Below are 18,170 nucleotides of genomic sequence, written 5' to 3' on the forward strand. Positions count from 1 at the left end.
GGAGACGCGCTGGTGAACCGCTTCCAGTTCGTCGCCGACCACCAGCGCCGTCACGGCGTGAAGCGGCTGTGCGACATTCTCGGGATCTCCCGCTCGAGCTTCTACTACTGGCGCCGGACAGCTGCGGACCGCGCAGACCGGCAAGCAGCCGATGCCCTCCTCGCCGCCCGGATACGGGCCGTGCACCAGGAATCGGACGGCACTTACGGAGCCCCGAGGATCACCGCCGAGCTCCGTGAGGACAGCGGTGAGGCGGTCAACCACAAGCGTGTCGCCAGGATCATGCGTGCGTCCGGAATCCAAGGGGTTCGCCTGCGTCGTCGCCATCGCACCACCGTCCCCGACCCGGCCGCCGCCGTGGCACCGGACCTGATCGGCCGCGGCTTCACCGCCGAACGCCCGAACACGAAGTACGTCGGCGACATCACATACCTGCCCATCGACGGCGGGAAGTTCTGCTACCTCGCGACCGTCATCGACCTCGCCTCACGTCGTCTGGCCGGGTGGGCGATCGCCGACCACATGCGCGCTGACCTCGTCACCGACGCCCTGGCAGCAGCGGTCCGCACCCGCGGCAGTCTCGCCGGATCGATCATGCACACCGACCACGGAGCCCAGTACACGAGCAGGGCATTCGCCGAAGCCTGCAGGTCAGCAGGGGTCCGGCGGAGCATGAGCGCGGTCGGGTCCAGTGCCGACAACGCTCTCGCGGAGTCCTTCAACGCGACCTTCAAACGCGAGACGCTCCAGGGCCGCAAGAGCTGGCCCAACGAACGCCAGGCTCGACTCGATGCCTTCCGATGGCTCAACCGCTACAACACCCGACGCCGGCACTCCCGCCTCGGACACCGCAGCCCCATCACCTACGAAGCCGCACTCAAAACACCACCACCTACGCTGGCACCAGCCGCATAACCCGTGTTCAGGATCCGGGGTCAAGGCTCGAAACGGCCTAACCCCTGCTGTGCACCCCGGTTGAGTCTCCCGTAGGGGGAGACGGAAGGCTGGGGGCATGCGCAGCGACACGCACTATTACATCGGGGAGTTGTCCCGCCGAACCGGACTGACGGTGAAGACGATCCGGTACTACTCCGACCGGGGCATCGTCCCGCCGACCGACCGGAGCCCGACGGGCTACCGGCTCTACGGTCCGGACGCGCTAACCCGCCTCGAGCTGGCCCGCACACTGCGCGAACTGGGGCTCGACCTGGCCACGGTGCGCAAGGTACTGGACCGGGAGGCGTCCCTGTCGGAGGTCATGCAAGCGCACGCGGACGCCCTGGACGTACAGATCCGCACCCTGCGCCTGCGCCGCGCCCTTCTTCGAGCGGTTGCCGGACGCGGCCGCCCTACTCCTCTGGAGATGGACCTCGTGCACCGACTTGCCACACTCTCCCGGACCGAACGCCACCGACTCGTGGCCGACTTCATCGACGAAGCCTTCACGGGCTGCCACACCAATGCCGAGTTCGTGAGCCTGATGCAATCCGTTCTGCCTGAACTACCCGAAGGCCCCACGCCCGAGCAGGTCGACGCCTGGGTGGAACTTGCCGGACTCTGCCAGACAGCGGACTTCCGTCGTGCGATCCGGCAGACAGCCGAGGACCAGGCGGAAGAACTCTCCCGGATGGACGGCATCGCGCTGCAAGAGTCCCTCAACCTGGCGCTGCGCGAACGGATCAACGAGGCTGTGTCTGCCGGGCTGTTTCCGGCCTCCGCCGCGGACGCATCCCCGGCCGACCTACTGACAGAGCTCTACGCCCAAGCGTTCGAGCGTGCCGAGGAGAGCAATCTGGGCAGCTGGCTTCTCGCCCGCCTGCGAATGAGCACCGACCCGCTCGTGGAGCGCTACTGGCAGCTCCTGGCGACGGTCAACGGATGGCCCCCGTCATCCACCCTCGCGCCGGTTCACGCCTGGTTCACAGGGCCGGCGGCATGAGGACGCGTGACCTCACCTTCGGCTTGTACGCGGATGCGGAGGGGCTGGCCTGGGTCAAAACGCTTATCGAGGACGCCGTGGGTTCCCGCGGCGCCCGGATCGTCGGTATGAACGAGACGTCACCCGCCGACGCGTACGACTTCCTGGCGCAGCAGTGGGCCGTGGAACACCCCGCCCGCAACAGTGGCGCTCGGCAGCCGATCGAGTTGCGTGTCCGCTTGGTGTGTTCCCTTCGGAAGCGTCGAACCCTCCGCAACACGGTGATCGCGGCCCTGTGCCCACAGGGGACGGCCTCTCACCGCTGCCGTGTCCCGTGGATGGCCCGCTGAAAGGGCAACACAGGAGGCGCGTTGCCAGACGTCAGGGTGCGCCTGATCCGCAAGACACGGGAACACGGAGCAGCTCGCTAGGGAATCGGAGTCACCGCCGCAGTTAACAAACCAAGCCCTGCATCAGACGGCGCTTCTGATGTCCGCTGTGCTGATTACGATCCTCTGACCTGCCTCTTTTATGAAGGAACGGAGGGAATCCCCAGCGGCACAGGCCCATGACGCTCGAAGCGCTGGGCCTGCTGCCGTTTGCTCCGCAGGAAGCTGAGGGTGAGGTCGATGCCTTCGATCTCACCTCGCCAGTCCTCCGTGGTGGCCCGTTCGCGACGGGCGAGGAGGTCTTCCTCCAGCTCGTCGAGGCGGGGCAGCATCTTCGGGTTGAGCGTCAGCATCGGACAGCGGATGCAGGCGTGCTCATGCGCGCACGGGGTGCCGTAGGGCCGGCCACAGGAGCCGAGTTCGACGCGGCGCTTGTCGAAGTGCTCGTTGAACTCGCTCCACTCCTGCTCGGTCGGCTTGCGGTACTCGTTCTCCGGCCTCTTGGCCCGGCGCCGGTCGAGGAAGTGTTGGTAGTGCTTGACGACATCGTCGTTGAAGACCACGACGTAGCCGCGGGTGGTCTGGAGATTCAGGTGACCGAGGAGGGCGGCGCCGATGTGGATCGGCAGGCCGTTGTTGACCAGCTCGGTCGCATAGAGCCTTCGGAAGTCATGGGAGGACCACTTGATCTCTTCGAACTGGGGGTGTGTGACGGCCAGCGAGTCGGTGGCCCGGCGAATCATCCGCCACATCGTGGTGGTGGACATTGCCCGCAATTCACCGCCGAACCGGACCTGGAACAGGTAGGGAAGCGGCTCGCTCCAGACCTTTTCGTGCAGGTCATAGCGGGTGCAGACTGGGACGGTGCCGTGTGTGTTGAAGTGACGGCGAATGATCTGTGCGATGACGTGGAACAGCTCGCCGGACATTGGGATAACGCGTTCCCGGTCGGTCCTGGACGGGCTGATGACCAGCAGGGCGACCACCTCGCCGTTGGGGCGCTGGTAGTTGCGGACGCTCAGGTGTGTCAGCTCTGTGAGCTCTTCGGCACGCAGGCCGGCCAGCCGCAGGGTTTCCACGATCGCCCACTGCCAGAACACCTGGTTCTCGGTATGGCTCAGCTCCACCAGCTTCCCGGTCTCCCGGTTGATCGCTCGGACGGGTGTCGTCGCGGGATCTGTTCGGGTCAGGTCGGACCGGGATGCCGCCCGCTGCCAGGTGACACCATCGAGGGTGAAAGCCTCACCCAGGCCGACGCCGCGGGCCGCCTCCAGCAGCTTGCGTTGCTGGTGCCACTGGTCGTTGACGTGCTGAGAGAGGACAGGAAGTACCGGCTGGCGCTCCCGTGTCCGGTTGGCCATGCGTTCTTGGACACGGCGGCGCCGAACGTGGAACCAGCGCAGGTCCGCATCGCGGACCGGGCAGGGGGCCGACCACTGTCCCCAGCGCTCCGGCTCAGCAGCTGCCCAGGTGTGAATATCGAGGTAGAGGGCTCGCACTGCCATGACCGGCGCATCGACGTGCAGGCGGGGCTTGCCGTCCGGGCGGACCGCAAGCCGCTCCTTCCAGTGCGCGATGGCGTCCTCATCCAGCCTGAGATCGGCTTGTTCGGGGCGAACCTCCTCGATCACCTTCCAGAACAGCCTGACCAGGTTGTGCACCAGCGACTGGAGCGTGGAGTAGTCGACCTCCACCCGGCGGCGCGCGATGTAGTCGACAAAAAGGTCGCGGATGTCATGGTTACGGATCTTGTGGCGGTCAACGAGCTCGGCCACGCTGCGCTGACCGCGGACGACGGCTGAGCGCATCGAGCAGGGTGCCGACTCCGGAAAGTGCCCCATCTCCACCAGGACGGGCCAGCACTTCGTGCCCGCGAAACAGCCGTCCGCAGGGTGTTCCCCCAGGGTGACACCGTGCTTGCGGCATTCGGTCGCGTAGTGCAGCAGACCTTCCGGCGTCAGGTCGGCCAGCTCGATGCCGTAGACCGTCAATGCCGCGCAGATGTCGTACCGGGACTGTCGGTGAGACTTCTGTGCCATCGACCTGGCGTCAGACCGTTCGATGAACGTCTCCAGCAGCCTGTCCTGGGCGGCCTCGCGGAAGACATCGGTGTACTGGGGGAAGGCGTAGGAGCGGAAGGCCAGAAGGGAGGGCTGGATCAGCCGGACGGCGAAGGCGTAGCCCGCGGCTGTGTTCAAGCGCTTGGCCTGCGTGCCTCCAGGTTTGCCTCCATGGAGCTCGGCGGCCTGGCGGCCGCGTTGCTGGAGGCCTGCGGCGGCCCACCGTTCCTGCCAGGTCTGGCCCGGGAATCGGGAGAGGTGCCCAAGGAAAGGGCAGAGCGAGCTCCGCAGATACTTCTCGTTGCGTGGGCTCGTGGCGAACTTCCGGCAGACGACGGTGACGATCTCTTCTGCTGATGCTTGCGACAGGTCTCCCAGCGGGCGGGGCGGGCCCTTGGAAGGCGTCGGCGCCACCGGCTGGATGGCTGTCGGGGCGAAGCTGAAGTCCCGGTCATAGTGAGTGACCCGCTCATGCCGACGGACCCGGCTGGTGGTCGGACCCTGGACCCGGGCACTGGTTCCTGCCTGACTACCAGGCACCGAATACCACCTCGATGTCCTCGGCGTCGTACTGCTGCGACCACGTCGTCGGCTGCGACGGGCCGCCCAGTAGGTCAGCGGACGCACCTCACCACGCCGGGACCGCCAGATCGGCTGACCGTCCTCGGGGAGGCCAGCCTCCTCCAAGTAGGCCGCGAGGTAGGCCAGCCCGGTCGGGGAGACGGGGATCGGCTGCCGTTCCCGGTTTCCCTTCGAGATCACCCAGAGCTGGCCCTTTTGCCAGTCAATGTCACTCAGCAGTAGTCCCAGCAGTTCACTGGCCCGGGCCCCGGAATCGACGTAACAGCACAGCAGGGCCCGGTCCCGAGTGCACCGCATCCGGCCGAACAGCTCCTCCCACTGCGGGTCAGGAATCGCCCGCGGCTGGCGGGCTGGCACCTTCGGACGTAGCCTCCCTCGCCGGAATGGGACCGTGGCCGCGATCGGCGAGCGATGAGCCAAGGCCGCGCGACGAGCTGAGCTGACCGGCACCGGGTTGAGTACCGGACCGCGGCCGAAGTGAATGTGGAATTCGTAGAACCCGTGCACCACTGTGAGCGCGTGCGCGATGGTCGCTGGCGCATACCCGGCCGCTGGTGTGCGCTTGCCCGTCTTGGGGTTCACCGTCCCAGCTGGAAACCCGCCCACGCGGTGACGTTGCCGCTGCGGGTTCCGAGCAGTCCGTAGCCCCCCACCATCGCAGCCGTCTCCGCCTCGGTGGCCTGTTCCCATCCGACGTCCAGCAGCCACAGCACTCGGGACCAACGCAGCAGATCAAACGCGTAGCTCCGGCAAGTCAACGGACTCACATCACTCAGCAGACGGTCTCGCAGAAAGCTGCTGACCGCCTGCACCTCACGTTCCGCACCGTCCACCACCACCCACGGCAGGGACGGTGACGGCCCAGCCACGACCGCTCCCGTACGGGGCAGCCGTGCACGCCCATCCATCAAGTCCCGATGAACCCGGGAGACCTCATGCGACAACGACATGCCCAGATGCTCGCCAACAGCACTTGCCGAGTCGAGTTGATCGTCAAGTTGGTGCAGTCAACTGACCAGTCCGCGCCGGCATGGGGCGTGGGTCAGGACCGGTACCCAGAGCGCTCTTGACCACGACCGGACCGCCCTCGACCCCCGGCATCCCCACCCGGTGCGGGATGCCGGGGGCCGCATCCCGCCCCGCGGCCTGGTATCCGCCAGAGCGTGAGATCCCGAAGCCGCGCTCCGAGCCGGCCCTGCCGCGTCACAGCGCGCGATGTCCGTCGTTGGGCACGGGTGAGCGACAACAACTCCCGCCCCGACAACGTCCGTCCCCTACGGCCGGCCGCGCCCGCACCGAGTGAGTGCGCCCGGTGCGGGCCGGGCTTCGGCGGGCGGTGCGCCTGCTGATCGTCCCGGCGCACAGGGCGCACCGCGTCGGCATCGTCCTGTGCAAGGACACCGGTCGGCCGGTGGTCACCGGACAGCCGGACACAGGTCACCTGTTCAGTCCCCGTCCGGCGGTCACCGCACGGGGAGAAGTCACCGGCCGGGTGCTGCTCGGTACCGAGTCGATGTCGGCGTGATCACCGGGCGCTCGGCTGGATCATCAGAACCGGGGGCACCGACCGCGTGATTCTGGTCGGCGGCAGCGCCGGGCCGCCGCCCGAAGTCGCACCGCTCCCGGGCCGGCGGCCCGACGGCCGGCCCACTTCGTGGCGTTCGACGTGTTCCAGGTGGACGGTGTGGAGCTCCTCGCCCGTGTTACAGGGTCTTGAACCCGTTTGGCGCAGGCGCGGCTGATGGCACGGAGCCCGGTGGCGAATGAGGTGGGGCGCTGCGGTCCGTGTGCCTTCTGGGTGCGTGATGGAGGGGTTGCGTTCGAGGGTCAACCTGGTCTTGACCCGTGCCCCGTGCAGTGGAGGGTCACAGATATGTCTGTATTGGGAAACAACAGTCGTTTTCATGGCTTTCGGGCGTGGTTGGGGTCCAGAGTGTGGCTCCTCGGCAGGACGCCGGGAACTGTTCGAAGTCCGCCCGGCTTTCACGAGGCCGGGCTGGACTGCCTTTCCAAGGAGCCTCGCGTATGTCTGCTTCTCTCGTCACCCGCCGCACCCTCGCCGGTCTCCTGGCCGCCGGGGCGCTGATCGGCGCCGCGGCGGTCCCGGCCGCCGCCGACGACCACCGGCGCGACCGCGGCCAGCACACTTCCCTCGTCATCGGTGACGTCGAGAACGCCGGTCGCGGCCGCGACAACCGCGCTCTGAACAGCGAATGGGTCGAGGTGAAGAACACCGGCCGCCACGGCGTTCAGCTGCGCGGCTTCACCCTCACCGACAAGCAGGGCAACCGCTACCGCTTCAACGACTTCCGCCTGGAGGGCCGCTCCAGCGTCAAGGTCCACACCGGTCAGGGCCGCGACACCCACCGTGACGTCTACCAGGGCCGCCGCACCCAGATCTGGGACGAGCGCGACACCGCCACCCTGCGCGACAACCGGGGCAACATCATCGACAGCGAGTCGTGGGGCCGGCGCGGACACCACCACCACAGCCACTGACCCCCACTGGGCAGCCACACCCGCCACGCGGGTGACCTGCCTGCCACCGCATGGGTGCGGCGTGCCACGGCAACCAGTCGCGGCACGCCGCACCCATGCGCGGCGGCCGGCGCCCAGATGAGGCGGAGGTAGTTGATGTTAGGACGGACCGGCGGAGCTCGCCCTGTGCGGCCCGCTCTGCGGCGGTCCGCCGGGGGCCACCGGCGGCTCCTGGTCCGCGACGGTGGGGACCGGTCCGGGCCCGAGCGGGCGGCGTGTGGTGCTCATCGCCGAAGTTTCGCAAAAGGTCTGACGACTCCTCCGAGGAGGGCTACATCGGGCGCGGGTCAGGCGTGGCGTACGTGATACCGATGTCTCCGGCGGTGGTCGATGCGAGCGCCACGACTTTCCAGATCGAAGCAGGAACCCCGGCCCTGGGGCCGTCGTACGTGTCGTTGAGTAGATCCACGGTCAACACTACGGATTTGCCGTCCGGTCCCTTGGCCGTGAGCCTGGCCTTGTCCACAAGCCATGGCCCGTCGCTGACATCAACGAACTCCACCGAGGCGTGGTACGCCTCGAAGGCATTGCTCCCTCGGGTGACGATGAGGCTCCCCGGCTGAAGGTGGAAGCTGACATCGACCTTGGTCTCGTCCTTCACGATGGCGGGTTCGCCCTTGGCGCTCAGGCCCACGGTGCTCTCCAGGGGAAGAGGAAGGTTCAGTGAGTCAGCATTGCAGCTTGATGTCCAGCAACCAATGGATACATCCGATCCGTCGGTATGGAGCCGCCGCAGGCGATCCCGTACCCGAGCCGGTAAAGCAGTGCATCCACCACATCGATCTGTGACCGCAGAAGGCGAAGGCCCCCCACCGCTTCTGCGGTGGGGGGCCTTCGCTGTGCCCTCTGCGCCCTGTTATTGGGAGGCCCGGCGCCAGGTGGGTCGCCGGGGCGCGCCGATCGTGGGGAGCCTCTTGGTGTCGAGCGGCCGCAGGACCGTTCCGATCCGTCCCTCGATCCTGCGTACGAGGTCCTCGTCGGTGTCCGCTGCCAGCGGGACCACCATCAGGCGGATCCACTTCGTGGCGCGGTTGTGCAGGGCGATTTTCACGCGGCCTATCCCGACCGGCAGGGTGTCGGCGCCCCGCCGGATCCAGAGGTCGAAGCTGGTCTTGAAGTGGTGGTCGTCCCAGCGGTCCGGGACGAGGAGAGCGGCGACGCCGGGGCCGGCGTCGGAGGGGAAGGCTCTGGTGGGCTGGACGATGAACCGCACGGGTTTCTCCAGCTGGTGGCAGCACTCGAACCCCGAAGCCTATGCATCTGTGCCGACGTCTTCTCCCAGTTCTGCATCGAGTGGCACCTCGGCCGCGCCGCGCTCCCGTGCTGGGCCCTGCGGCTACCTCCAGCGCGGCATCACACACTGACGTCACTGACAGAACTCCGTGCCACGCTGACATCTACTCTGCGCCCGACACGCAGGCGATCCCTTGGCTGAGTTGGAGTCCCCTGGCGGCTGCCCGCAGGCGGCCATGCACGGGTTCTTGACGTCTGCGTCGGCGTACACCCGATCCGCCCGCCACTCAATAGCCGAGCCACGGTCAGGAGCTGCGAGGACGGCGGCCAGGATTCATTGAATGGCACGCCGCGCGGTGTTCAGGTGAGGGCGTCGATCGGCGGGTTGCGGGGCTAGCCCTCGCCCGTCGCACTCTGCTGTCCGGCCGGTCCGGGACGTTCAACGTCCGGGCCGCCGACGCTCCGCCCCCATCGCATGCCGAGACCTTGGCATGCCCGACGAAGGGAACCGTCTCGTGTCCTCGCTCGCCCTGGCCGTTCTGCTGCTCCTGGTCCTCGTCACGCTGCTCCTGGCGGGCAGCGTTGGCTACGTCGCCCACCGCCACCCCGCCCTTGTCGCGCCGATCACGGCGGCCGGGATGGCGGTCGCCCTGGTCGTCGCCTGCCTCGGCCTCATCGCAGCCCGTTGAACCGCCCGGCCCCGCACGCGGCGGATGCTCCGGCGATCCGATGGCGGTCAACCCCTTGACCGCCATCGCCCCGAAGGTGGTCAAGGGCTTGCCCACCATGCGAATGCCGGGTGGGCAAGCCTTGGGCCGGCCTGGGCAAGCCCCCCGGCGTACGGCTTGCCCAACCCGGCGTCAGGGGGTGTTCGCCGCCCAGTCGATGCCGAGCGCGGCGAACTGGTCCGGGTGCAGCCGCTCCCGGCGCTGCTTCTGGTTGACGATCCAGACGCCGGTCCGGTGCGCGGTCCCGTCGGGGAGCTCCTCGACGTGACCGCGGCCCCGGAACGCCCCGCCTTCGCGTTCCCGGTACTGGGCGAGGGCTTGGATACCGCTCTGGAACGCTGCCGCGCCGCGCCCGGACGGAGGTAGACCCCGGGTGCCTTCGCGGGCGCCCGACGGGCCCGTGGCGTCTTCTTCACCCCCAGTTCGGCGAGTCGGGCCCGCTGTCCCTCGGTGAGCCGGTCGAAGTCGCGGCGTTGGGTGGCGAGCCAGCGGCCGACGTCCTCGCCGTGTCGGGTCACCCCCCGGCACGATCGCGGACAGGCGGGCGCCCTCGGCGAGGAGTTGGGCGAGGTAGGCGTGGTGGCGTTGCCAGTCGACGGTCCAGCCCCGTTCGGCCGGGTTTCAGTCCTCGTCGATCGCGGCTGGCGCCGCCGCCGCCCGTCGCTCGGCTCGTACGGGGTCCTTGCCGAGTCCGCCGGGTCGGCGGAGGTTGGTGAGCCACTGCCCACCGCCACGTCCAGGGCGGTCGCCTACCGCGGCGCGGCGAGCGTCCCGTGGAGTTCGTAGTAGGCGCGCGCGGCGCCGGCGCCTGTCGTCCCGTGTTCGTGTTCGAGCGCCGGACAGTGCTCCCGGTCGGGCGTAGTGTCGGACCCGAGCGTGGGTAAGGGGCCGGGGATGGACACACATGGTGATGACACGGACGTGCTCGGCGAATATCTGCGGGCGGCCCTGGCACGCCTGGGCTCGGCTGATTTCGAGACGGTGATCCGCGCCGCGGACGCCACCTGCCAACTGCTGGCCGATGCGCAACCCGCCCTGCCGGCGGGCCCGGACGGCGCGGTCCTCGGCTCCGACCTGCAACGCGAGTACCTGGCCCTGCTCGCTGTCCTGATCACAGGTCGTACCGATCACCACATCGTGGCGCTGCCCGCCCCCGACGGGACACCTGGCTGGGCTGTGATCGAGCGCCACGTGGCCCGGGATCCGCGGGCTCTGGCGGACGTGTGTGCCCGGATTGCTGAGCGGGCCCGCGACAGCGTCTCCACCGGGACCGCACTGGAAACGCTGTGGAGGGCGAGTTGAGCCCTGGCCCCGCCCTCAAGGCCAGTAGCCGCGAGCGACCCAGCCCATGGGCTTGTAGGACGATGGGGGCATGATGACAAATCAGAACCAGCACAACTCCGGCTCCGAGGGCCAGACCGATACAGGGTTCTCCCCCGACATACAGACTGCGGAGCCCACGACTCTTCCGATCCGCTGTGGCGTGAGTGGGCCGGACAGTTGGGACACCGACCCGCAGGGCAACTTCTTCTGCTCTCTGCCGCGCGGCCACGAGGGGCTGCATCACGAAGGAGGCGCACCCCGCCGCTGGTTCGACAACGAGTAGGAGGACACCCCTCCCGGACGAGACCTCGACCCGCAGGATGAGCTGGGCCGGTCGCACCTTCCGCGACGCCATGACTGCCAACGCTGCCCGGTGCGAATGTCGGGAGGGCCGCGTTGTTGTTGCTTCGCCCCATAGTCGGGGCTGGCCAGTTCCGGGCGTGGTCTCGGGCGGACAGATCCGCCGTCCGCCTGCAAGACCTGGCTCGACGCGGCCGGTCATTCGCTTTTTCGCCGTCGGGTGCGGATCACCACCGCACCGGCGGGGCGAGCAGCCCTTCCGGCACCAAACTCTTCCTCACGGCGGCTGCGGTGGCCGGAGGCGATCGGCCGGCACTGCGCACCCCGGAATCCGGGCGCAGCTCACCGCTCGCCCGGTGGGAGTCGGCCGCCGGAAATGACGCTGCCGCTCATCGCCCGTGTGACGGGGGTGGACGGGGCACGGTGACCGCCTGTCGCCGCCGGATCCGGCAGCTGTGCAGGCCGAGGAGCAGCGTGAGCAGGATGAGCGGACGAAGGCCGTACTGAAGCGATCATCGGCGCGATCACCGGCACCCTGACCCGCCCGCGGCTCCTGGTCCTCGGCGGCTACGACGCCACGGGTCGGCTGCGCGCGGTCGGCCGCGTGGTGACGCCGCGGCCGGACCAGGCCCGCCGGGTCGCGGAGCACCTGGTTCCGCCCGAAGCCGGGTACCCGCGGGCGAGTGTGCGGTTCGCGGCCGCGTGGGGGCGGCGTGACGTCCTGGACGTGACGGAGGTTCGGCCGGACTTGGTGGCGGAGATCAGGCCGACCGGTCCGTCGACCACGGCGGCATCTTCCGCCACCCCCTCAGGTTTGTCCGGTTGCGCCTGGATGTGACGCCCGAGGATGTTCCGTCGTTCGGTGCGGGCCCGGCGGCAGCGGTCGGCTGAAGTAGCGGGAGCAGGGTTCGGGGTGCAGTGGCGTTTCGCCGGTGAATCCCTCTCCCCGCCCGGGTAAACCCCTGCTCGTGGGGCTGTTGCCGGCGTGGTACGGGCTGATCAACTCCGCCGGCACCAGTGGATGGTCAGCGGAGCCGCCCGCGACGCGGGGGACCTCGTCGAAGGTGCGGCACGCCGTATCTACGCCGACTTCGAACGCGATCTGGATGCCCTGGCCCTGGAGATCGAATCCGCAGGCGTCACGCACGGCGCGACGACCGTCGCGGCCCGCAAACTGCTGCTCGCCGACTACCTGCTGGCCAAGACCGACGGCTACCTGCCGCCCAAGCACTTCATGGACCGCCTCATGCTCCGCGTGCAGGCCCGCCGGCAGCCCGCCCGCCGCTCCGTAGCCGCACAGCCACTGCCCCTCGAATGACAGAGGCGCCGTCCACTACGAGGGTCTTCGACCCCGGGCTGGGCGGCGACGGCGGGCTGCCGGGCCCGCCGTCACCGACCTCATTCCGGAGTTGGCCAACCGCTCCGACGGGGGCCGGCGGCCTACTGCCGCCGCCTCGGCGGCAGCCGCTTCCGTCGACCGGATGGCACAAGAGCACCTACAGCAGCGACTTTGAGGAAGCCTGTGTGGAAGCCCACGCATTCCTGGACCGCGAGGGCGTGCTGATCCGGGACTCCAAGGACCGGGAGCGCCGATCATTGACCGTGTCGGCTGCGGCTTGGGGCACCTTCCTCGGTCCCGCCGAGCGAGGGCTGATCACCTGACGGCTGACGAAGAACGCCGGGAGTCCGAACCGACAGCGGCCATTCGAACCGCCCGCCCGACCGCTTCCGCCGCCCCGCCCAGCGCCTGCCACGTCTGGACCGTCTCACCGTCATGGCTCGTCATGCCGTCATTCTGACGGCGGCTCACCCTCCTCGGGGGTTCTGGCGGCGAGCGCTGCGGTGCGCAGGCGTTCCATCACGTCCGCCGGGGTGATCATGTACGCCTTACCCGCGATCGACTTCTCGAATCCGGCGCGGGTCAGTCGCCACACCCCGCAGGCCTCCCGGCCGGTGACGCCGAGGGAGTTCTGCACCCGGGGATTGAACAGGTCGAGGTGGTGGAGGGTCAGGCCCGGCTCCACCGACTGCGCGGTGCGGGCGGAGCCCTCCTGCCCGTGGTTGGCGAGGACGCTGATCACGTGCGCCACGTGGAGGGCGGGCAGCCGGCCCTGGGGGGCGTCGGGGTGCCGGAAGATGTGCTGCGAGCTGTACGAATCGGCCTCCGGCCGGACCTCGAAGGGCGTGTCGACGAGGGTCCCGAGGAGGTCGAGGACGGATCCGCCGCCGGCGACGGCGCCGCCGAGGGCGTGCCGAACCCGGTCGACGACGCGGTCCTCGTCCTCGAACGCCTCGTACTCGGCCCGCGCCAGATCGACCGCGTGCTTCTGGTACCCGTCCGGGATCCATTCCGGCACGTCGTTGGCCTCGTCGACCGGGCGGGGTGTGACGCCGGCCATGTCCTCTGGGGCGTGCGCGTCGAGGCGGATCAGCGCGCGGCCGGGCAGGCGGGTGTACAGCGGGCTGTCGGGGACCAGGACCTGCGTGACGTTCAGCCACAGGCGCAGGTCCGGGCCTTCGTCGCCGGCCAGGCGCCAGATCGCCTCCAGGACCTCGTCGTCGTCCTCCGCGACGCGGACGGGAGCGCCGAAGCGCTGCGCGACGGCGTCAACGTGCTCCCGCCATGCGGTACGCGCGAGGGCGAGGACCTTCGGGTTCTCCTCGGCGTTCTCCGCCTCGATCACGCAGGGCACGTAGCGCGCCATCCGCACCGGGTTGAGGAAGTCGCTGCCCCGCCCGTACAGCTCGAAGGGGGTGCCGGAGCGGCTGTGCAGGGTGATGACGGAGTCGATCTCGATCCGGGTGAAGTACTTGACCTCGTCCATCCATCCGGCGAGGTCGCCCTCCCGGACCGGGGGTCCGGACCACAGGGCGGGGTTCGGCAGACCTATGAAGGTGGCCGCGTCCCGAACCTGCCCCGGTGTGTCCTGCCAGGCAAATCGCACGATTCTTCTCCCCGTTGAACGATGATCAGTTGATCATCCTAGGGGCGCTTTTCGGTCACGGCTGCCATGCTTCCCGAAAACGCCGAGATCCCGCCCGGTCTTCGGCCGGACGGGATCTCGTGACGTTCCCGAGAGCCACTCGCGAACTGTCGACTAGGACTTGTCCGGGCGATCACGTGCGGAGCCAGATGGTGAGGGCTGCGGCGGTTGCGGTGCGGAGGTGGACGTAACGACGTTTGTCGTAGCGGGTGGCCACCGCCCGGTGCTGCTTCAGGCGGTTGGTGGCCCGCTCGACGGTGTTTCGCTTCTTGTACCGCTCTTCGTCAAAGTCCGGTGGCCGTCCGCCGCGTGAACCCTTGCGTAAGCGGGCGGCCCGGCTGTCGGTCTTCTCCGGGATCGTGTGCCGGATGCCCAGTTGCCGCAGGTAGTCGCGGCACGGGCCGTTGCTGTATGCCCTGTCGGCGGCGACACTGTCGGGCTTCTTGCGTGGCCTGCCTGGCCCGAGCTTCGGGACGCGGATCTTCTTCAGAACCGGTTTTAACTGGGTGCAGTCTGCCCGCTGAGCTGGGGTGATGATCAGAGACAGCGGGCGGCAGCGGCCGTCCGCACTTAAGTGAATCTTGGTGGTGAACCCGCCGCGCGAGCGGCCCAAGCCCTCACCTTCCGCACCACCTCCATCAGGCGGGCGGGCAGGCTCTGCCATGCGGGTTCGCGCTGGTGTTCTGGAACTGCATCCCCCTTTGAGGCGAGTACTGGCGGCGGGTCGGTGCGGGCGCCGGCTGCATGCTGATGAGCCCGCACTATGGTGGAGTCAAGCGAGATGGCCCAGTCGATGTCACCCGCCGCATCAGCGGCGGCCTGCACCTGCTGGAGCAGTTGCTCCCATGTCCCGTCGCCCGACCACAGTCGGTGCCGTTCGCAGACGGTCTTCCACGGACCGAACCGTTCGGGCAGGTCACGCCACTGAACGCCCGTCCGCACCCGGTGCAAAATCCCGTCAATTACCTGCCGGTGGTCCCGCCACCTGCCACAACGCCTGTTGCTGACCGGCAGCAACGGCCGCCACTCCTGCTCGGCCTGAAGCACCCGGGCGTTCTCAGCTCGCAGCCGGTCCAACTCCACCGCCACGCTCACGCCACCGTCGCGACCCTTGGGCGAGGCCTGGGTCTCGTCCTTGCGAACCCACCTCCGCAGCGACTCAGCGGTGATGCCGAGATCCGCGGCCACAGCCGCGTACGTCCGCTTGCCAGCTGCGGCGCGGTGAAGCGCGACAGCATCCCTCCGAAACTCCTCCGGGTACGGAGACTTGCGTCCCACCTGGACATCTTTCCCTGGACCATCAAGATCCATTGTCAGGGTGTTCACTCCAAAGGATCAGCCTCATTCGACGCCCTGCCCCCCGGTCGATGGACCGCGCGACGTCGTGGACCGGCACGCCACCACACATCCAGACGGAGTCCGTCTGCCCCAGACCAAGACGGCCCGCCCACCGCGAGCAAAGCGCCGGCCGGCAGCAGGCCCCGGGCCGCGATCCGGTACCGGCCGGGTAGCGCCCACCAGGCCGCCTGCTGTCGGCGGGCGGGCACGACCACTCCGTCGTGGCGGCCGGGCTCTACACGGTGCCCGCCAGGGGCGGTCGTGGAGGGAAAGCGAGCCCGGTCAGAACACGTCGGTAGTCCACAGGACGTACATTTCCTCTGCTATGTCAAGGGCTTCCTTTACTCCCTGATGCCACGCGCGTTGCGCGGTGTCGTCCGGGACGGCGCGCAGGGCGGTGAGCACATCGGCCTGCATCCATGCTCCGCCCCAGTCGCCCAGCCCGGTCTGCCCCGTCTTGGCCGGTTGCGGGCTTGAGGGGATGTCGTAGCCCTCGCTCCGGAGAATCCCCAGAGCGGTACCGCGTTGATGCCCCATCAGGTGCCGTGGGGAGAAGATTCCGAAATGATCCCGGCGGATTCCGTTCCCGTGCAGGTAGGCCTCCCACGCCGCCTCCGCTGTGGGCTGGTCGCACCAGTCGACCACAGGGATCTCCATGAAAGGCCGCGCGGCCGACGGGCCGACAGTCGTTGCGCGCACCTCCTGCCGCGCGGAACCCGCCACGACGAAAGCCAGTTGATGGCCCGGGACAGACAGCTTGATGGTCTGTCCCGTCCCACTCACCCAGCTGGTCGTCATTCCCGCAGCGATCCGGACGGTGTACTCGCCATCGTCAAGCCCCTGACTCCCACGGAACACAGCGCCGTCGAGATTCTCGGTCGGCACGCCGTTCCGCTCGAAGAAGTTCCGGATCGGAGGACCCCCGGTAGCGGAAACAATGTCGAAGTCGTAGTCGTCCAGACCGCCGCTCCAGTCTCGACCGAGTGCGTAGGCGGAATACCTACAGGCAACACCGTCCCTCACCACGTACGTCCTCCGGGTCAGCGCGCAGGTAACGAACTTGCGACCCTCAGACGTAGAAACCCTCACCCCCAGACGCGTCTGCATCAGATACATGCCATCCCCAGACACCGTCTCCACCCAGTCGGTGCGGATCCACCCGTCGGCCATGCGGCTCCCCCTACCCCACCTCAAACGCGAGGTGGCCAGGATAGGTCGCCCGCCTCAGTGCGGCGGCCGGCACCTCACCCGGCACGGCCAACCGGCCCGTGCCCGCCACGGTCAGTTGGGACAGTGCCGCGCCGAGCACACCCTCTGTCAGGGTGGCGAGAGCGCCGGCGAGAGTGCCGGCGCCGGCGTTCGCGGCCCAGACCGACAACCGAGCCTCGCACGAAGCGTTCTGGGTGAGCATCAGGCCTGGGTCGTCGAGCCGAAGCGCCCGCGTGCGCCGCCGAGACGGACGAACGGCCGACTGTGGGAGAAGGGCGCGGGCCGCGGCCGCCGGCCTGCTCGGCAGTCGCGTCTCCGATCGGGAGGCGCGATCCGAGCCTTGCCATAGAGAATGGGCGGACATGGGCACGTCAGGTAGAGCCGGCCCGCCCGCCATTCAATAGCCGCGCCCTGGCTCTGAGCTGCGAAGACGTTTGCCCGAATTCATTGAATGGGGCCGCGGGCGGTGATCAGGTGAGGACGTCGCCCGATGGGTTGCGGGGCTAACCCCCGCCCGTCGCACTCTGCTGTCCGGCCGACCCGGGACGTCCAACATCCCGGCCCGCCGACGCTCCACCCCACACCCCGCATGCCGAGCTTCGGCATGCCCGACGAAGGGAACCGTCCCGTGTCCTCGCTCGCCCTGCCGGTCCTGCTGCTCCTGGTCCTCGGCACGCTGCTCCTGGCGGGCGGCGTCGGCTACTGTCGGGCGACATGGGAATGTCAGTGCTTGGCGACCTACGACGACGAGTGGGCATTGATCGAACCCCTCTTGCCCGTCCCGGCCTGCGAGACCCCGCGCGGCGGGCGGCCGGAGAAGCACCCGCGGCGCGAGATCGTGGACGCGATCCGGTAGGTCGTCGACACCGGCTGCAAGTGGCGGGCCCTGCCCAAGGACTTCCCGCCTTGGCGGACGGCTTACAACTTCATGGCCCGCTGGGCAGCCGCCGGAGTCGTCGGCCACCTACGTGACCAGCTCCGAAAACGCGTCCGCCGGGACATGGGCCGATCGCCCGGAGCGGTCGCCACCATCATCGACTCGCAGTCCGTGAAGGCCGCCGAGACTGTCGGCAAGGACTCGCGCGGCTACGACGCGGCGAAGAAGATCAACGGGCGCAAGCGGCACCTCGTGGTCGACACCAAAGGCCTGCCGCTGTTCGTGATGGTCACCCCCGCCGACATCACCGACCGCGACGCGGCGAAGGAAGGTCTGTTCCGGCTCCGGCTGATGCACCCCGAGATCACGATCGTCTGGGCTGATTCCGCCTACGCCGGACAACTCGTGACCTGGGCAAAGAAGTACCTGAACTTGACGGTCAAGACGGTGAGCCGGCCGAAGAACGCGGTCGGGTTCGTCGTCCTGCCCCGGCGCTGGGTGGTCGAACGCTCGATCGCCTGGGTCATGCACGCCCGCAGACACGCCCGCGACCACGAACGCCTCATCCAGCATTCTGAATCGCTGATCACCTGGGCCGCGATCACCCTCATGACCAGGCGTATTACCCGACGCCAGTCCCGCCGGGCCAGCCAGCCGGCCTCCCGCGAACACACCCGGGACTGAACGCGCT

The 18,170-nt window shown here is 68.6% G+C and carries 18 protein-coding genes and 2 pseudogenes; 11 read left to right on the plus strand and 9 right to left on the minus strand.

What is annotated here, in order from left to right:
* The 3 genes from NOD94_RS25295 to NOD94_RS25305 form a co-directional block, all read left to right on the plus strand.
* Positions 1-915: IS3 family transposase (locus NOD94_RS25295; protein WP_281208399.1), on the plus strand; the 915-nt coding region annotated here is incomplete at its 5' end.
* Between the two features lie 97 nt (positions 916-1,012).
* Complete coding sequence (locus NOD94_RS25300; RefSeq protein WP_281208400.1) at positions 1,013-1,939, plus strand: MerR family transcriptional regulator; 927 nt, start codon at positions 1,013-1,015, stop codon at positions 1,937-1,939.
* Positions 1,936-2,268 (plus strand): hypothetical protein, encoded by a 333-nt coding sequence (locus NOD94_RS25305; protein WP_281208401.1) that lies wholly within the window; start codon positions 1,936-1,938, stop codon positions 2,266-2,268. The genes NOD94_RS25300 and NOD94_RS25305 overlap by 4 nt, the downstream gene beginning before the upstream one ends.
* Positions 2,269-2,447: 179 nt before the next feature.
* Here the strand turns inward: NOD94_RS25305 and NOD94_RS25310 are convergent, their stop codons facing one another.
* Both NOD94_RS25310 and NOD94_RS25315 read right to left on the minus strand, forming a co-directional pair.
* A complete protein-coding gene (locus NOD94_RS25310; protein ID WP_281208402.1) occupies positions 2,448-5,531 on the minus strand; it encodes a site-specific integrase in 3,084 nt (1,027 codons plus the stop codon).
* Positions 5,528-5,716, minus strand: coding sequence for a hypothetical protein (locus NOD94_RS25315; RefSeq protein WP_281208404.1), 189 nt, complete (start codon positions 5,714-5,716; stop codon positions 5,528-5,530). The genes NOD94_RS25310 and NOD94_RS25315 overlap by 4 nt, the downstream gene beginning before the upstream one ends.
* Before the next feature lie 545 nt (positions 5,717-6,261).
* On the opposite strand from NOD94_RS25315, the gene NOD94_RS25320 reads away from it, so the two are divergent.
* Both NOD94_RS25320 and NOD94_RS25325 read left to right on the plus strand, forming a co-directional pair.
* Positions 6,262-6,474 (plus strand): hypothetical protein, encoded by a 213-nt coding sequence (locus NOD94_RS25320; protein ID WP_281208405.1) that lies wholly within the window; start codon positions 6,262-6,264, stop codon positions 6,472-6,474.
* Between the two features lie 500 nt (positions 6,475-6,974).
* Entirely contained in the window at positions 6,975-7,448 is a 474-nt protein-coding gene (locus tag NOD94_RS25325) for a lamin tail domain-containing protein (protein ID WP_281208406.1), read from the plus strand.
* 138 nt (positions 7,449-7,586) lie between these two features.
* Here the strand turns inward: NOD94_RS25325 and NOD94_RS25330 are convergent, their stop codons facing one another.
* The 3 genes from NOD94_RS25330 to NOD94_RS25340 all read right to left on the minus strand — a co-directional run bounded on the left by NOD94_RS25330 (position 7,587) and on the right by NOD94_RS25340 (position 8,700).
* Positions 7,587-7,715, minus strand: a complete 129-nt coding sequence (locus tag NOD94_RS25330) for a hypothetical protein (protein WP_281208407.1) — start codon at positions 7,713-7,715, stop codon at positions 7,587-7,589.
* A 43-nt stretch (positions 7,716-7,758) separates the two neighbouring features.
* On the minus strand, positions 7,759-8,121 hold the full coding sequence (locus tag NOD94_RS25335; protein ID WP_281208408.1) for a hypothetical protein: 363 nt from the start codon (positions 8,119-8,121) through the stop codon (positions 7,759-7,761).
* A gap of 222 nt (positions 8,122-8,343) precedes the next feature.
* The gene (locus NOD94_RS25340; RefSeq protein ID WP_281208409.1) at positions 8,344-8,700 is read right to left on the minus strand and encodes a hypothetical protein; all 357 of its coding nucleotides are present in this window, start codon (positions 8,698-8,700) and stop codon (positions 8,344-8,346) included.
* A 511-nt stretch (positions 8,701-9,211) separates the two neighbouring features.
* Between NOD94_RS25340 and NOD94_RS25345 the strand changes: the two genes are divergently transcribed.
* The 5 genes from NOD94_RS25345 to NOD94_RS25365 all read left to right on the plus strand — a co-directional run bounded on the left by NOD94_RS25345 (position 9,212) and on the right by NOD94_RS25365 (position 12,733).
* Positions 9,212-9,409: a hypothetical protein gene (locus NOD94_RS25345; RefSeq protein ID WP_281208410.1), complete on the plus strand. Its 198-nt coding sequence runs from the start codon at positions 9,212-9,214 to the stop codon at positions 9,407-9,409.
* 933 nt (positions 9,410-10,342) lie between these two features.
* Positions 10,343-10,750, plus strand: a complete 408-nt coding sequence (locus NOD94_RS25350) for a hypothetical protein (protein ID WP_281208411.1) — start codon at positions 10,343-10,345, stop codon at positions 10,748-10,750.
* A gap of 70 nt (positions 10,751-10,820) precedes the next feature.
* Positions 10,821-11,054 (plus strand): hypothetical protein, encoded by a 234-nt coding sequence (locus tag NOD94_RS25355; RefSeq protein WP_281208412.1) that lies wholly within the window; start codon positions 10,821-10,823, stop codon positions 11,052-11,054.
* Between the two features lie 1,002 nt (positions 11,055-12,056).
* On the plus strand, positions 12,057-12,389 hold the full coding sequence (locus tag NOD94_RS25360; RefSeq protein WP_281208413.1) for a hypothetical protein: 333 nt from the start codon (positions 12,057-12,059) through the stop codon (positions 12,387-12,389).
* Entirely contained in the window at positions 12,386-12,733 is a 348-nt protein-coding gene (locus NOD94_RS25365) for a DUF397 domain-containing protein (RefSeq protein WP_281208414.1), read from the plus strand. Before NOD94_RS25360 ends, NOD94_RS25365 begins: the two co-directional genes overlap by 4 nt.
* 128 nt (positions 12,734-12,861) lie before the next feature.
* On the opposite strand, the gene NOD94_RS25370 is transcribed toward NOD94_RS25365, so the two are convergent.
* The 4 genes and pseudogenes from NOD94_RS25370 to NOD94_RS25385 all read right to left on the minus strand — a co-directional run bounded on the left by NOD94_RS25370 (position 12,862) and on the right by NOD94_RS25385 (position 16,804).
* Complete coding sequence (locus NOD94_RS25370) at positions 12,862-14,016, minus strand: hypothetical protein (protein ID WP_281208415.1); 1,155 nt, start codon at positions 14,014-14,016, stop codon at positions 12,862-12,864.
* A gap of 172 nt (positions 14,017-14,188) precedes the next feature.
* Positions 14,189-15,333, minus strand: a pseudogene (locus NOD94_RS25375) (IS5 family transposase).
* A 342-nt stretch (positions 15,334-15,675) separates the two neighbouring features.
* Positions 15,676-16,563: a hypothetical protein gene (locus tag NOD94_RS25380; RefSeq protein WP_281208416.1), complete on the minus strand. Its 888-nt coding sequence runs from the start codon at positions 16,561-16,563 to the stop codon at positions 15,676-15,678.
* A gap of 10 nt (positions 16,564-16,573) precedes the next feature.
* Positions 16,574-16,804, minus strand: coding sequence for a hypothetical protein (locus tag NOD94_RS25385; protein WP_281208417.1), 231 nt, complete (start codon positions 16,802-16,804; stop codon positions 16,574-16,576).
* Between the two features lie 528 nt (positions 16,805-17,332).
* Between NOD94_RS25385 and NOD94_RS25390 the strand changes: the two are divergent.
* Positions 17,333-18,163, plus strand: a pseudogene (locus NOD94_RS25390) (IS5 family transposase).
* Positions 18,164-18,170 lie beyond the last annotated feature (7 nt).

It is taken from the genome of Streptomyces sp. Isolate_45, from assembly GCF_024721315.2.
Lineage (GTDB): Bacteria > Actinomycetota > Actinomycetes > Streptomycetales > Streptomycetaceae > Streptomyces.